General features: G+C 71.2%; 13 protein-coding genes. 8 read left to right on the forward strand and 5 right to left on the reverse strand.

Annotation, left to right across the window (positions count from 1 at the left end):
• On the reverse strand, positions 1–771 hold a 771-nt coding region (gene xylA / locus ACZ7OY_RS32065; RefSeq protein ID WP_471914686.1), incomplete at its 3' end, for a xylose isomerase.
• 183 nt (positions 772–954) lie between these two features.
• On the opposite strand from xylA, the gene xylB reads away from it, so the two are divergent.
• From xylB to exaC, 7 genes are all read left to right on the forward strand, one after another.
• A complete protein-coding gene (gene xylB, locus ACZ7OY_RS32070; RefSeq protein ID WP_471914687.1) occupies positions 955–2400 on the forward strand; it encodes a xylulokinase in 1446 nt (481 codons plus the stop codon).
• A 29-nt stretch (positions 2401–2429) separates the two neighbouring features.
• On the forward strand, positions 2430–3638 hold the full coding sequence (locus ACZ7OY_RS32075; RefSeq protein ID WP_471914688.1) for an ROK family protein: 1209 nt from the start codon (positions 2430–2432) through the stop codon (positions 3636–3638).
• A gap of 298 nt (positions 3639–3936) precedes the next feature.
• Positions 3937–5439 (forward strand): APC family permease, encoded by a 1503-nt coding sequence (locus tag ACZ7OY_RS32080; protein WP_471914689.1) that lies wholly within the window; start codon positions 3937–3939, stop codon positions 5437–5439.
• The gene (locus ACZ7OY_RS32085; RefSeq protein WP_471914690.1) at positions 5436–6449 is read left to right on the forward strand and encodes an acetamidase/formamidase family protein; all 1014 of its coding nucleotides are present in this window, start codon (positions 5436–5438) and stop codon (positions 6447–6449) included. Before ACZ7OY_RS32080 ends, ACZ7OY_RS32085 begins: the two co-directional genes overlap by 4 nt.
• A gap of 52 nt (positions 6450–6501) precedes the next feature.
• A complete protein-coding gene (locus ACZ7OY_RS32090) occupies positions 6502–7101 on the forward strand; it encodes an N-acetylmuramoyl-L-alanine amidase (RefSeq protein WP_471914691.1) in 600 nt (199 codons plus the stop codon).
• A gap of 297 nt (positions 7102–7398) precedes the next feature.
• A complete protein-coding gene (locus tag ACZ7OY_RS32095; protein WP_471914692.1) occupies positions 7399–8724 on the forward strand; it encodes a winged helix-turn-helix domain-containing protein in 1326 nt (441 codons plus the stop codon).
• 56 nt (positions 8725–8780) lie between these two features.
• Positions 8781–10304, forward strand: coding sequence for an acetaldehyde dehydrogenase ExaC (gene exaC, locus ACZ7OY_RS32100; protein ID WP_471914693.1), 1524 nt, complete (start codon positions 8781–8783; stop codon positions 10302–10304).
• Between the two features lie 87 nt (positions 10305–10391).
• On the opposite strand, the gene ACZ7OY_RS32105 is transcribed toward exaC, so the two are convergent.
• The 4 genes from ACZ7OY_RS32105 to ACZ7OY_RS32120 form a co-directional block, all read right to left on the reverse strand.
• A complete protein-coding gene (locus tag ACZ7OY_RS32105; RefSeq protein ID WP_471914878.1) occupies positions 10392–11327 on the reverse strand; it encodes a GNAT family N-acetyltransferase in 936 nt (311 codons plus the stop codon).
• A 184-nt stretch (positions 11328–11511) separates the two neighbouring features.
• Positions 11512–11859 (reverse strand): YciI family protein, encoded by a 348-nt coding sequence (locus ACZ7OY_RS32110; protein WP_150504607.1) that lies wholly within the window; start codon positions 11857–11859, stop codon positions 11512–11514.
• Positions 11856–12782 (reverse strand): Vgb family protein, encoded by a 927-nt coding sequence (locus tag ACZ7OY_RS32115; RefSeq protein ID WP_471914694.1) that lies wholly within the window; start codon positions 12780–12782, stop codon positions 11856–11858. Before ACZ7OY_RS32115 ends, ACZ7OY_RS32110 begins: the two co-directional genes overlap by 4 nt.
• A complete protein-coding gene (locus tag ACZ7OY_RS32120) occupies positions 12779–13456 on the reverse strand; it encodes a CatB-related O-acetyltransferase (RefSeq protein WP_471914695.1) in 678 nt (225 codons plus the stop codon). Before ACZ7OY_RS32120 ends, ACZ7OY_RS32115 begins: the two co-directional genes overlap by 4 nt.
• A 294-nt stretch (positions 13457–13750) precedes the next feature.
• On the opposite strand from ACZ7OY_RS32120, the gene ACZ7OY_RS32125 reads away from it, so the two are divergent.
• Positions 13751–14644, forward strand: coding sequence for a LysR family transcriptional regulator (locus tag ACZ7OY_RS32125; RefSeq protein ID WP_471914696.1), 894 nt, complete (start codon positions 13751–13753; stop codon positions 14642–14644).
• Positions 14645–14886 lie beyond the last annotated feature (242 nt).

The raw sequence follows: 14886 nt of genomic DNA on the forward strand, positions 1-14886 counted from the left end.
GTCCTGGTCGTACTTGATCCCGGACTGACCGTTGAGGTCGATGTGGAACAGCTTGCCCGCCCACAGCGCCTGCGCGATCCCGTGCGCGAAGTTCAGCCCCGCCATCTGCTCGTGACCGACCTCCGGGTTCACGCCGTACAGCTCCGGACGCTCCAGCCGCTCGATGAACGCCAGCGCGTGACCGACGGTGGGCAGCAGGATGTCACCGCGCGGCTCGTTCGGCTTCGGCTCGATCGCGAACCTCAGGTCGTAGCCCTGCCCGGTGACGTACTCGCCCAGAAGGTCGAACGCCTCCTTCATCCGGTCCAGCGCCACGCGCACGTCCTTCGCGGCGCCGGACTCCGCACCCTCGCGCCCGCCCCAGGCCACATACGTCTTCGCGCCCAGCTCCGCTGCCAGGTCGATGTTGCGGATCGTCTTGCGCAGCGCGTAACGGCGCACGTCACGGTCGTTCGCGGTGAACGCGCCGTCCTTGAACACCGGGTGCGTGAACAGGTTCGTCGTGGCCATCGGCACGGTCAGACCGGTCGCGTCCAGCGCCTGGCGGAACCGCTTGATGTGCGACTCGCGCTCGCTGTCCGAGGACCCGAACGGGATCAGGTCGTCGTCGTGGAAGGTCACTCCGTAGGCACCCAGCTCGGCCAGACGCTGCACCGTCTCGACCGGGTCCAGGGCCCGCCGGGTCGCGTCACCGAACGGGTCCCGTCCCTGCCAGCCGACGGTCCACAGGCCGAAGGTGAACCTGTCCTCGGGGGTGGGCTGGTAGCTCATACGGCGGCTCCTTGCTAGCTGAACTATTTCGTCATGGCCGTTTACAAATTAGTATGCCAGCACATCCCTGGGAAGGGACACGACGTCCCCGAAGGGTGAGATCCAGGTCTCCAGACCCTCGGATTTCAGAAAAACAGCAGGTCAGCCCCCGCAGAGCCGCGGAAAATAAGCAGGGAGAGCCCGATGTCAGCAGCCGAGGGTCCGCTCGTCGTCGGCGTGGACACGTCCACCCAGTCGACCAAGGTGCTCGTCGTCGACGCGGCCACCGGACAGGTCGTCGCGAGCGGTCAGGCGCCGCACACCGTCTCCTCCGGAGCGGGCCGTGAGAGCGATCCGCGCCAGTGGTGGGACGCGCTGCACAGGGCCCTGCGTCAGTGCGGCGACGCCGCCCGCGAGGCCGCCGCGGTGTCGATCGGCGGGCAGCAGCACGGGCTCGTCACCCTGGACGCCCAGGGCGAGCCCGTACGTCCGGCACTGCTGTGGAACGACGTCCGCTCGGCGCCGCAGGCGCGCCGGCTCGTCGAGGAACTGGGCGGACCGAAGGAGTGGGCGGACCGCACGGGAAGCGTGCCCGGCGCGTCGTTCACCGTGACCAAGTGGGCCTGGCTGGCCGAGCACGAGCCGGAGGCGGTCCGCGCCACCAAGGCCGTGCGCCTCCCCCACGACTACCTCACCGAGCGGCTGACCGGGCAGGGCACGACGGACCGCGGTGACGCCTCCGGCACCGGCTGGTGGTCGTCGCGGACCGAGGCGTACGACGAGGAGATCCTCGCCCACGTCGGGCTCGACGCAGCACTGCTGCCCCGGGTGGTCCGGCCGGGCGAGGTGGCCGGGACCGTCCGCGACAGCCACGACCTGCCCTTCTCCAAGGGCACCCTGGTCGCCCCCGGCACCGGCGACAACGCCGCCGCGGCGCTGGGACTGGGACTGCGCCCGGGCACCCCGGTGCTGAGTCTGGGCACGTCGGGCACCGTCTACGCGGTGTCGAAGCGGCGTCCGGCCGACCCGACCGGGACGGTGGCGGGCTTCGCCGACGCCCACGGCGACTGGCTGCCGCTGGCCTGCACACTGAACTGCACGCTCGCCGTCGACCGCCTCGCCGCGCTGCTGGGTCTCGACCGGGAGGCGGTGGAGCCCGCCACCGGGGTCACGCTGCTGCCCTACCTGGACGGCGAGCGCACCCCGAACCTGCCCCATGCGTCGGGGCTCCTGCACGGTCTGCGTCACGACACGACCGGCGGCCAACTCCTCCAGGCCGCCTACGACGGCGCCGTCCACTCCCTGCTGGGCGCGCTGGACCTGGTGCTCGACGAGGACGCGGACCGCACCGCGCCGCTGCTGCTGATCGGCGGCGGCGCCCGGGGCAAGGCGTGGCAGCAGACCGTGCGCCGGCTCTCCGGGCGGCCGGTCCAGATCCCCGAGGCCAGGGAACTGGTCGCGCTCGGTGCCGCGGCCCAGGCCGCCGGCCTGCTGACCGGCGAGGACCCGGCGGCGGTCGCCCGGCGCTGGAACACCGCGCAGGGACCGGTACTGGAAGCGGTGGAGCGGGACGAGGAGACGCTGGCAAGGATCTCCGGGGTACTCTCCGACGCGGCCACGCTGCTGGAACGAGAGCCGAACGCCCGCTGAAGGACGACGAACGAGGACTGACCGCAAGGATGACCGTACCGCTGCACGAGGGACACCCGACCGGACCCGGTCGGGCCCTGCCCGACACCCAGCAGGGCATGCGCCGGCGCAATCTCGCCCGGGTGATGCACACCGTGGGCGCCGAGGGCCCGCTCTCCCGTGCCTCGGTCGCCTCGCGCATCGGACTGACCCGGGCGGCGGTGTCGACGCTCGTCGACGAACTCATCCGCTCCGGGCTGCTGGAGGAACTGGGCCCGGAGCGGCCGGGCCGGGTGGGCCGGCCGGGGTCCGCCCTGGCCGTCAGCGGGCGCGGTCCCACCGGGATCGGCGCGGAGGTGGGGGTCGACCACCTCGCGGTCTGTGCGGTGGACCTGCGCGGGGAGGTGCGGGCGCGGGCGGTGCGGCACGGCACGAACCGCGGCCGCGCGCCCGGGCCGGTGCTCGAGGAGCTCGGCTCGCTGCTGCGCCTCGTCGTCGCCGACGCGGAACGTGAGGGGCTGTGGCCGGCCGGACTGGCCATAGCCGTGCCAGGTCTGGTCGCGCCCGACGCCCGGACCGTCGTACGCGCTCCGAACCTGGGCTGGCAGGACCTCGACCTCGGGGCGTCGTTGCCCGCCGGACTGCCGCTGACCGTGGACAACGAGGCCAACTTCGGCGGTCTGGCCGAGTTGTGGCTCGGCGAGGGCACCCCGCGCGACTTCCTCCATGTGTCGGCCGAGATCGGCATCGGCGCGGCGGTCGTGGTGGACGGGCGGCTGCTGCGCGGGACACGGGGGTTCGCGGGCGAACTGGGACATGTTCCGGTCCGGCCGGACGGGCCCGAGTGCGCGTGCGGCGGGCGGGGTTGTCTGGAGCAGTACGCCGGTGAGGAGGCGGTGCTGCGCGCGGCAGGCCTGGAGCCGGGCGGGGACCGGGTAGGACTGCTCGCCGGGCGGGCGGCGGCGGGCGACGAGGCCGTACGGCAGGCGCTGCGCGACGCGGGAACGGCGTTCGGCATCGCGCTGACCGGAGCGGTCAACCTCCTCGACCCCGAGAGTGTCGTGCTCGGTGGTGCGCTGGCCGGTCTCGCCCCCTGGCTGCTGCCGTCCCTGCGCGAGGAGTTGGCGCGGCGCACGGCCGGTCCGGCCTGTGCCGTGTCCGTCTCGCGCCTGGGTCCCGAAGGGCCGCTGCTGGGGGCGGCGCATTCGGTGGTGCGGACGGTGCTGGACGATCCGGCGGCGGTGGCGGAGCGGGGCTGAGCCCCGCGCCTGCCGGTCGGGTCCGGTCGGGCTCGGTCGGTTCCGGTCGGGTCCCGCGCCGACCGACAGGGCGCCTGCCCGCCGGGCCTTCGGGCGGCCGGCACCCCCCGGCCGACTGCGGCTCTCGAGAACGAACTCACCCGTTCGGGTGGCCGAGTTGTCCACAACGTCTGCGCCGTCCACGGAAGCCCGCCGGGCTCTTCTGCCCAACCCGTCGGCGCCGTACCGTGATTCACGCGAGGCGCAGCCGTCTCGTCGTGACGACGGCAGCTCTGTCGGGTGGACGGGGGATGCACACATGTCCGGAGAATCGTCGGCTCAACCACCAGCCTCCGCCGGCCTGCGGCGCGACGCCATCGGTCTGCGCGAGGTCCTCTTCCAGAGCGTCACCGCCATGGCTCCGGCCGCCGCGGTGGCCGCGTCCATTCCGTCGGGAGCGGTCTTCGCCGGTGGCAGCCTGCCGTTGTCCGTCCTGATCGCGCTGGTGGCCTGTCTGTTCACCGCCTCCTGCGTGGCGGAACTGGCAAGGGAGTTACCGGCCGCGGGCTCGGTGGCCACCTATGCAGCGCAGGGCCTGCGCCCGGCGCTCGGCTTCCTGGTCGGATGGGGCTATGTGTTCGTGGAGGCCCTGGTCCCGCCGTTGCTGCTGCTCCAACTCGGGTTCACCACGGCGGGCACCCTGCACCAGGAGTGGTCCTCGTATCCGGCCGACCTCTGGTGGCCGTGGTCGCTGGCCGGCGCCGCCGTCATCACGGTGACCGGATACCTGGGTGTACGTGCCTCCGCCCGCTTCGGCACGGTGCTCGGCGTCTTCGAGGTCCTGGTCTTCCTGGTGTTCGCCGTCTGGCTGATCGGCAGGGCCGGCGCCGACAACACCCTGTCGGTGTTCGGGACGTCCCACACGGCCGACGGCTACGGCGGTGTCGGCGGGGTGTTCGCCGGCTCGGTCTACACAGTGCTGGCCTTCGCCGGGTTCGAGGCGGCGGCCCCGCTGGCCGAGGAGACCAGGGACCCGCGCCGCACGATGCACCGCGCGGTGCTCGGCGCGGCCCTGGCGATCGGGGTGTTCTACGTGGTCACGACGTACGCCATCACGGTGTACTTCGGCCCCGACCGCTTCGCGGAGTTCGGGGCCTCCGGGGCCGCATCCTGGGAGGGAGTGGCAAGAGCGTCGTTCGGGCTGTTCTGGGTCCTGGTGTTCCTCGCCGTGGTCAACTCCACGATCGCCAACGCCAACGCGTGTGCCAACGTCTCCACCCGCACGGCCTTCGCCCTGGCCCGCATCCGTGTACTGCCCGGCGTGCTCGCCACGCTGCACCCCCGGTACCGCTCCCCCGTCGCCGGTGTCGCCGTGCAGGCCGTCGTGGCGGTCGGCGCCGTACTGGGCCTGGGATTCGCCTACGACCCCGTGACGGCGTTCCTGCTGCTGGCCACAGTGATCGTCACGGTCGTGATCGGCGTGTACATCGTCGTGAACCTCGCCTGCGCCGGCTATTTCCTGCGCCGCGGACGCCCTGCGCTGAAGCCGGTACGGCACCTGGTGTTCCCGCTGCTCGGCATCGCCGCGTTCGGACCGGCCCTGCTGACCGCGGCGGGACTGCCCGTCTTCGACTTCGTGACCCCGCTGACCGCCCCGGTGTCGTACGCGGGTCCCGTCGTCGGCGGCTGGATGGCAGCCGGGGTCGTGGTGCTGCTGGTGCTGCTGCGCCGCCATCCCGAGCGCATATCCGAGACCGCCCGTGTCCACCTCGACGAGACCGAGCCCGCCGCCCCCGCGCAGAACGGAGCAGTGCCGCGATGAGCGACCCCCGGATCCTGACCGTGCGGCCCGAACCGGACGCATACGCCTGGACGTTCGGCGGGGCGCCGCCCCTGGCCCGGATCGCGCCCGGGACGGTCCTCGACCTGTACACGGAGGACTGCTTCGCCGGGCGGGTGCGATCCGAGAAGGATCTGGTGTCCGAGGTGTGCGAGTTCCCGTTCCTCAATCCGCAGACGGGCCCCTTCCATGTGGAGGGCGCCGAACCGGGGGACACGGTCGCGGTGCACTTCGTGTCGATCGAGCCCGCCCGGGACTGGGCGGCCTCGACGACGGTCCCGTTGTTCGGCGCGCTGACCTCGACGCACACCACGGCCACGCTGCAACCCCCGTTGCCGGAGACCGTCTGGATCTGGCAGCTCGACCGGACCCGCAGGACCGCGCTGTTCCGGGCGCACGACAGCGACATCGAGGTCGAGCTGCCCCTCGACCCCATGCACGGGACAGTGGGGGTCGCCCCCGCCAACCTGGAGGTGCGTTCGGCCCTGGTGCCCGACGCCCACGGCGGGAACATGGACACGCCCGAGATGCGGGCGGGCGTCACCTGCTACCTCGGGGTGAACGTCGAGGGCGCGCTGCTCAGTCTGGGCGACGGGCATGCCCGCCAGGGCGAGGGCGAGACCTGCGGGGTCGCGGTGGAGTGCGCCATGAACACCGTGGTGATCGTCGAGTTGCTGAAGGGGATCGCCACGCCGTGGCCACGCATCGAGTCGGACACGCACATCATCTCGACGGGTTCCGCCCGCCCGTTGGAGGACGCGTTCCGGATATCCCAGCTCGACCTGGTGCAGTGGCTGGTGCGGGACTACGGATTCAGCGAGCTGGACGCGTACCAGTTCGCGACCCAGGCCGTCGAATCACCGTTGGCCAACGTTTGCGACACCAACTACACGTGCGTGGCCAAGCTCCGCAAGGAATGGCTTCCGACGCGCGAGACTCACCGCGGGTTGCACGCGCGACTGCGGGAGAGCGCGTCGGGCCTCCGGCTCTGACGACGCCGCGGCTTAACCGCCGGCCCTTCCCCCCACCGAAAGGCGACACAGCATGGAACGGGCAAGACCACTGCCCAGCAGGCGGAGGCTGCTCCAGGGCGCCGCCCTCGCCGCCGTCCCCTACACCCTGCTTCCCGCCACCCGGGCCGGTGCGCAGGCCCAGGCGGTCGACTACCCGCTCGCCGAGTGGCAGCCGGCGAGCATCGCCAACTACACGGCGTCGAACCGCCCCACGTCCTATCGCCTCGACCGCGTGATCATCCACGTCACCCAGGAGACCTACGCCGACGCCCTCGACATCTTCCGGAACCCGGCGAAGCAGGTGTCCGCGCACTACGTCGTCCGCTCCGCCGACGGGCACGTCGCCCAGTGTGTCCGTGAGCACGATGTGGCCTGGCACGCGGGCAACTGGGACTACAACACCCGCAGCATCGGCATCGAGCACGAGGGCTGGGTGGACCGGCCCGCCTATTTCACGAACGCCCTGTACGAGTCGTCGGCGCGGCTGACGGCCGCGATCTGCACCGCGTACGGCATCCCCAAGGACCGCGCCCACATCATCGGGCACTACGAGGTACCGGGTTCGGACCACACCGATCCCGGCCCGAACTGGGACTGGACCCGCTACATCAGACTCGTCAACTTCGCCTGACCGGCCGGCCGACCAACCGACCGACCGGCCGGCCGACCCGCCCGGCTCGGCGCCTGCGCCCGACTGACCCCGTCCGCTCCACCTGCCTCACCTGCCTCATCCGTCCGGCCGTCAGGCCGGCCGGCCCATCCCGTGGGCGTGCGGGGCGAGCGCTCCTCAGGTCGCCGACGTCGAAACGGTTGTCGGCACGCACACCCGGAGTAACGATGTCCTGAGCCGCATGTCCTGAGCCGCACGGCCCGAGCCGTATGAACGCGGTCGCATGAACGCGGTCGCATCGCCTTCCGGGAGGCCGAGTTGACCGATCCCTGGGTTGCCCTGGAACCGGGGGCCGACCCCGTCGTGCGCGCGGAGCTGCTGCGCCGCGCGCACGACACGTTCACCGAGGCGGGCACGGTGGCGCGGCCGGTGCGTGGCGTGGTGGCGGACTCGTGGCGCCGTTCGGCGCGGGCCGGGGTCGGGCCCGACGACACCGCGAGCGTGGAGCTGATGGACGGTGAACTGGGCGCCTACCGCGCCGAGCACCCGCTGGCACGGGTGATGCCGCTGATCCGCGAGCTGGTGGGCACGTTCGCCGCCGACGGCAGGCATCTGCTGGCGGTGTGCGACGCGCAGGGAAGGCTGCTGTGGGTCGAGGGCCACCCGGCGACACTGCGGCAGGCCGGACTGATGAACTTCGTACCCGGCGCCAGATGGGCGGAGACGGCGGTCGGGACGAACGCACCGGGCACGGCCGTCGCCGTGGACCGGCCGGTGCAGGTCTTCGCGGCCGAGCACTTCAGCCGAAGGGCACAGCCCTGGACCTGCGCGGCGGCCCCGGTGCACGATCCGCGCACGGGGCGGCTGCTCGGCGCCGTGGACATCACCGGCGGGGACGGGCTCGCACATCCGCACAGCCTCGGGTTCGTCCAGGCCGTCGCGCGCGCCGCCGAATCCCAGCTGGCCCTGCTGACCGCCGAGCGACCGGCCGAGGACACGGCCGAACTGACCGCGCTGGGGCACGACGAGGCACGGCTGTTCGCCGGCGGCCGCAAGGTGCGGCTCAGCCGCAGGCACAGCGAGATCCTGGTGCTGCTGGCCCGGCACCCGGAGGGACTGACCGGTGACGAGCTGCTGTGCGCGCTGTACGAGAACGAGTCGGTCACACCGGTGACGTTGCGCGCCGAACTGGCCAGGCTGCGCGGCTTTCTGGGCCCCGGGCTGCTGGTGTCGCGCCCCTATCGGCTGACCGTCCCGGTGGAGTCCGATGTCGCCGCCGTCGAAAGACGACTGGAGACCGGTGCGGTCACGGCGGCCGCGGCGGCGTACACCGGACCCCTGCTGCCCGGCTCGCAGGCCCCGGCGGTGGTGCGGCTGCGGCGGCTCCTGGCCGACGGCCTGCGGGCGGCGCTGATCGCCCGCCGCGATCCCGATCTGCTGGCGGACTGGGCCCACACGCCATGGGGCGAGGACGACCTCGACATATGGCGGGCGCTCGCCGCGGTGCGCCCGACGGCGGCGGTGCGGGCACGGCTGTCCGCGCTGGAGGCCGAACTGGCGGCGCCCGTACGGCCGTCGGGCGCCGAGCGCGGTCCGCGTCCGCTCCACAAGGACGCAACGTGGTCGCAACGTCCGCGTCCCTAGCCTCGCGCCGAAAGCTGCCCAACGGCGGGCAGTGCAAGTGAAGGAGGCCGACCGGCATGACTCGTTACGCGGCGCCGGGCACCGAAGGCGCGATCGTCTCCTACCAGTCGCGCTACGACCACTTCATCGGCGGCGCGTACGTGCCGCCGGCCCGAGGACAGTACTTCGACAACCCGAGCCCGGTGAACGGTGAGCCGTTCACCGAGGTCGCGCGGGGCACGGCGGAGGACGTGGAGCGGGCGCTCGACGCGGCGCACGCGGCCGCGCCGGGCTGGGGCCGGCTGTCGGCGACCGAGCGCTCCGACATCCTGCTCAAGATCGCCGACCGGATGGCGGCGAACCTGGAGCAGCTGGCGGTCGCCGAGAGCTGGGAGAACGGCAAGCCGGTCCGGGAGACGCTGGCGGCGGACATCCCGCTGGCCATCGACCACTTCCGGTACTTCGCGGGCGCGATCCGCGCTCAGGAGGGGGCGCTGAGCGAGGTCGACGACGACACGGTGGCGTACCACTTCCACGAGCCGCTCGGCGTGGTGGCGCAGATCATCCCGTGGAACTTCCCCATCCTGATGGCCACCTGGAAGCTCGCCCCGGCGCTGGCGGCGGGCAACGCGGTCGTCCTGAAGCCGGCCGAGCAGACCCCGGTCTCCATCCACTACTGGATGAGCCTGGTCGCCGACCTGCTGCCGCCGGGTGTGGTGAACATCGTCAACGGCTTCGGCGAGGAGGCGGGCAAGCCGCTGGCGTCGAGCCCGCGTGTGGCGAAGATCGCCTTCACGGGTGAGACCTCGACGGGGCGGCTGATCATGCAGTACGCCTCGGAGAACCTGAAGCCGGTCACCCTGGAGCTCGGTGGCAAGTCGCCCAACATCTTCTTCGACGACGTGTGGGACAAGGACGACGACCTGCGGGACAAGGCGCTCGAAGGCTTCACCATGTTCGCGCTGAACCAGGGCGAGGTGTGCACCTGCCCGTCGCGCGGGCTGATCCAGCGCGGCAACTACGGCGACTTCCTGGACGCGGCCGTCGCCCGCACCGAGCTGATCAAGCCGGGCCACCCCCTGGACACCGACACGATGATCGGCGCCCAGGCGTCCAGCGAGCAGCTCACCAAGATCCTGTCGTACATCGACATCGGTGTGCAGGAGGGCGCCAAGGTCCTCACCGGCGGCGAGCGCGCCGACTACGACGGTGACCTGAAGGGGGGCTACTACGTCCGCCCGACGATCTTCGAAGGCGACAACCGGATGCGAGTCTTCCAGGAGGAGATCTTCGGTCCCGTGGTGTCGGTGGCCTCGTTCGACGACTTCGACGACGCCATCAAGATCGCCAACGACACCTTGTACGGCCTCGGGGCCGGTGTGTGGACGCGCGACATCAACACGGCGTACCGCGCGGGCCGGGCGATCCAGGCAGGCCGCGTGTGGACGAACTGCTACCACGCCTATCCCGCGCACGCCGCCTTCGGCGGCTACAAGCAGTCCGGCATCGGCCGTGAGACCCACAAGATGATGCTGGAGCACTACCAGCAGACGAAGAACCTCCTGGTGTCGTACTCGCCGAAGAAGCTGGGCTTCTTCTAGAGCCTGAAGTCGGGGTGCCTGGAGGCTTGGTTGGGCTCCGGGCACCCCGACTTGGTGGACGCCCTCAGCAATCGACGCGATACGGGTTCAGTCCCAGACCAGGTTGAGGGAGCGTTCGAAGTTGACGTATCCGGTGCGGGCGAAGGACTTCGCCATGGGGACGTTGCCGAGGTCCGTCGATGCCCTGATCCGGTCGACACCCTCGGCAGCCAGGATGCGCGTGCCCTCGGCGAGGATCTCGTCGATGTAGCCATTGCCTCGGTGTGCGGGCAGGACACCGATGTACGCGATGATCGGGTGGTAGCGGTTGCGGGCCGGGACCACGAAGCCCACCGGACCGCCACCCTCGGGGAGTTCGGCGATGCACCACCACTCGTGCGGGCTTTTGAACCTGGCGAACTCTCCGTCGTAGTGCCGTTCCGCCGCTTCGCGCGGGCTCAGTCCGGATGCCAGGTCCGCCTGGCCGTGGGCGTCGAGGGTGCCCTCCATGACTGGGGTCATCAGGGCGAGGAGGTCCGCACGGTGGGCTACCGGGCGGAAGACGAGACGCCCCTTGGACTCCGGAAGCGGGGACGACGGGGTCCACTGCAACCGCAGTCGCTCGACCAGCAGCCGTGCTCCGGTGCTCTCCAGCACGCGCGTGCGGGATTCGACCACCTCGCGCGCCGCGGGGTCCTCGTGCCAATCGGGCGGGACGAAGCGGCCGTACTCAGGCAGCTTCGCGCCCGTCGGGAAGACGGCTGTCGTCGCCGTCTCGAACAGCCGCAGGCCGATCTCGTCGCGGTCGGCCCGGGGCAGCGTGTCGTCGATGTCGAAGAAGTCGAACTGCAGCGGGACGTCACCGCCCGGGGTCGTCCACCAGGCGAGCCGGGCGAGGAGACGGTCGCCGTCCAGGGCCACCCAGGCCCACTCGGGGCGGCGGCAGCCGACGGCGAAGTCCTCGTCGAGTTCGTGGTCGAGGACGTAGGAGAGCCGACAGAAGAGATCGATCTCCTCGGGGCCGGTCAGAGGCCGGTAGTCCACCGATGTCGGTTGCAAGTCGACTCCTGTGAAGGGATACAGCGCTCCGGTCCCGGTATGGCGTGCTGGTCAGGCACGCAGGGTGTCCGGGCAGAGGGCGGTGAGGGCCGCATGCGGTCGCGCACGTCCTGTCCGTGGTGCCGTACGCGGCGCTCACCGCATTCGTCGTGGCCGTCGAGTTCAGGGCTCAGGCCGATTCGAGGATCGGGCGGATCTCGAGCGCCTCCGGGGTGGGGAAGCCGCGGGCCAGCTCGATGGCCTCGGCGTGGTCGGCGACTTCCAGTACGAACCAGCCTCCGAGGGTCTCCTCGCCGCTGTGCACGGGCCCCTCGGTCACCGCTGCGGACCCGTCCGCCGTCTTGCGCACGGTGACGGGGCCCTGGTGCTCGGTGTCGAGGGCGTCACCTCCCGCCAGTTTGCCCGCTGCCGCGAGTTCGCCGATCCAGGTCTCGTACGCCTTCCGGTAGGCGTCGCGGTCGGCTTGGATCCGGGCGCGTGACGCGTGCGTCTCGAAGATCACAAGGGCGTATTTCATGAGGCGTTCCTCTGTTCGGTGTCATCGGTGGTGGTTCTGGTGGCCGGCTCGATGCGGGCCAGTGCGCCTGTCTCCAGGGCCGTCCACACAGCGCCGTCCGGGCCCACTGTGATCCCGTGCGGCTCGGAGGCCGGGGTGGGTAGGTCATGGACGGCGACCGTGCCGTCCGAGGTGATCGAGCCGACGCTGTTGCCGCCCCACTCGGTGAACCACGCCGTGCCGTCGGCGTCGGTGGTGACGGCGTGCGGCCGGGCGGAACGGTCGGGCAGCGGGTACTCGGTGATCCGGCCACCGGGTGCCATCCGGCCGATCTGACCGGCCGCGATCTCGGTGAACCAGACGCTTTCGTCCGGGCCCACGGCGATCCCCACCGGTGCGGCCGCCTCGGTGGGGAGCGCGTGGACCGTGATGCGACCGTCCATGCCGATACGGCCGATGGCGTTGGCCTGATTCATCGTGAACCACATCGCGTCCCCGGCCGCGGCGATGGCGGAGGGGAACGCGCCGGTGCGTGGCAGCGGGTACTCCGTGACCGTTCCGTTCGTGGTGAGGCGGCCGATGCGGTCGGCGGCGGTCTCGGTGAACCACAGCGCGCCGTCCGGCCCTGCGGCGATGCCGAAAGGCCCGCATTCCGCGGTCGGCGGCGTGAACTCGGTCACCCGGCCGGCCGTCGTGATCCGCCCGACCCGGTGCGCCCGGTACGCCGTGAACCACAGCGCGCCGTCCGGCCCGTTGCAGATGACGGTCGGGCCGCTGTCCGGGGCGAGTTGATGACTGGTCGGCTCCTGTCCCGGGACGAGCCGGCCGATCCTGCCGCTGTGCACCATGGTGAACCAGAGCGCCTCGTCCGGGCCTGTGGTGATCGCGTACGGGCCGCTGTCGCGACCGGACACCGCGTACTCCTCGATGGCCGGGGGCGTCACCGCTGCCCCAGACCTTCGGCAGTGGCGATGCGCTCGATGTCCTGCGGGGATCCAGCCATGATGGTCCGGGCGTGCGCAGTCACCAGCTCGACGGGCCAGTCCCACCAAGCGGCCCGTGTGAGCCGTTCGATGTCGCTGTCGTCGAAGCGCTGTCTGATCGTCCGGGCCGGATTCCCGCCCACGACGGTGTACGGCGGCACGTCGGCGGTGACCATCGCTCCGGCCGCGATCACTGCGCCGTCGCCGATCCGAACCCCCGGCATCAGAGTGGCTCCGTATCCGAACCACACGTCGTTGCCGACCACCGTATCCCCGCGGCTGGGCATGCCGGTGACGAGGTCGAGGGTCTGCTCGGCCCACTCGCCGCCGAACATGGTGAAGGGGAAGGTGGACACCCCCATCGACGGGTGGTCAGCGCCCGCCATCAGGAACCGGGTGCCTGTGGCGATCGCGCAGTACTTGCCGATGATCAGCCGTTCCGGACCGTAGGCGTACAGCACGTTGCGCTGCGCGAAGTCGGTCGCCCCGTCGGGGTCGTCGTAGTAGGTGAAGTCACCCACTACGACGTTCGTCCCGGCAACCAGTGGCTTGAGAAAGACGACCCGCTCGTGGGCAGGCAGTGGATGGATGGTGGCCGGGTCAGGTGCCTGGGCGGCGCTCGGGTCAGATGTCACGCGGGAATCTCTCCGTGGGAGTTCATGCTCGGCGGGCGGAGCCCGGGCGGCGAGGCCCCATGACCGATGAGGTACGCGCCTTCCGCGCGCGGTCCGCGCCTTTCGGGTCCGTCGGCCGAATTGAGCGGGCCGGTCCTGCAGCCTCATGCCGGCTCATGTCACCCGCGGGAGGTGGCCCCCCGGCCCGGTACCCAGCATGCGTACCGGGCAGCCCGGGAACAACGGCTGATCTTGATATGGTCGTTAACCCAGGGGTTTACGAATCCGGGCGACCAGGATGGAACCGGGGACAGGATGGAACTGCGGGACATAGAGATCTTCCTGACGCTCGCGGAGGAGCTCCACTTCGGCCGCAGCGCCGAACGCCTGCATATCTCCCCAGCCCGTGTCAGCCAGGCGATCAAGAAACAGGAACGCGTCATCGGCGCCCAGCTCTTCGAGCGAACCAGCCGCCACGTGCGGATGACCCCCATCGGAGAGGTGCTGCTCCAGCGACTGAAGCCGGCATACGAGGGCATTCAGGAAGCCATGGCGGAGGCGACCACCGTCGCCCGCAAATCGGCCGGCACGCTGACGTTGGGGGTCATGGGAGCGCAGATGCACGACATGGCCCCGGTCCTGGCCCGCTTCCGAGCTCGGCACCCGTCCGCCGAACTCCGGTTCCGGGAAGTGTTTTTCAGCGATCCGTTCGGAGCCTTGCGGGCTGGCGAGGTCCACGCGGTGACCACCTGGCTGCCGGTCCGCGAGCCGGACCTGACCGTCGGAGTGGTGCTGCGCGAGGAACCGCTCCACCTGGTGGTGGCGGCGAATCACCCGCTCGCCAGGCAGAAGTCGGTGAGCCTGGAGGTCCTCGGCGACCACATCGTGCCGCGCCTGAGCGGTTCCCTTCCCTCCTACTGGGAGACCGCCGTCCTGCCGGCCCGCACTCCCAGCGGGCGCCCTGTCCGCCGCGGCCCGGCCGTCGCCACCTTCCACGAGATCCTTGCCCTTGTCGCGGCAGGCGACGTGGTCTGCACAGTCCCCGACGAGGGGCGGCGCTACAACGCGCACACCGACGTCGTCTACCTCCCCCTCCACGATGCCCCGCCCGTCCAGTGGGCCCTGGTCTGGCGCACGGACCGCGCGACACCACTGGTACGCGCGCTCGCCGAGGCTGCGACGGACTGCGGGGGCGCAACCGGGCGGTAGAGACGGGATACTTTGGCGTCGGTGTCGTTCCTGACTGTGCGCATTCGCCGCCCGACTGCGCACGGAACGGGGATCAGTGGCCCGCTTCGCTGCGCAGAGTCTGCGCGCTGGCCCCGCACCTCAGCGTTCGGGCCTTGCGCAGGGAGCTGCGCAAGGCCCGACCCGGTCATCTGCTGACTTCCCGAGGCGCGCGCAAGGTGCTCAAGGCTCACCGCCGTTCCCTCGACCTCGTCGTCCCCCAC

The organism is Streptomyces sp. NPDC107559, from assembly GCF_055657365.1.

What these genes read in the sequence shown, in the direction of transcription:
- xylB (WP_471914687.1), top strand. Translation starts at nt 955, where the DNA reads ATGTCAGCAGCCGAGGGTCCGCTCGTCGTCGGCGTGGACACGTCCACC.
- ACZ7OY_RS32075 (WP_471914688.1), top strand. Translation starts at nt 2,430, where the DNA reads ATGACCGTACCGCTGCACGAGGGACACCCGACCGGACCCGGTCGGGCC.
- ACZ7OY_RS32080 (WP_471914689.1), top strand. Translation starts at nt 3,937, where the DNA reads ATGTCCGGAGAATCGTCGGCTCAACCACCAGCCTCCGCCGGCCTGCGG.
- ACZ7OY_RS32085 (WP_471914690.1), top strand. Translation starts at nt 5,436, where the DNA reads ATGAGCGACCCCCGGATCCTGACCGTGCGGCCCGAACCGGACGCATAC.
- ACZ7OY_RS32090 (WP_471914691.1), top strand. Translation starts at nt 6,502, where the DNA reads ATGGAACGGGCAAGACCACTGCCCAGCAGGCGGAGGCTGCTCCAGGGC.
- exaC (WP_471914693.1), top strand. Translation starts at nt 8,781, where the DNA reads ATGACTCGTTACGCGGCGCCGGGCACCGAAGGCGCGATCGTCTCCTAC.
- ACZ7OY_RS32110 (WP_150504607.1), bottom strand. Translation starts at nt 11,859, where the DNA reads ATGAAATACGCCCTTGTGATCTTCGAGACGCACGCGTCACGCGCCCGG.
- ACZ7OY_RS32125 (WP_471914696.1), top strand. Translation starts at nt 13,751, where the DNA reads ATGGAACTGCGGGACATAGAGATCTTCCTGACGCTCGCGGAGGAGCTC.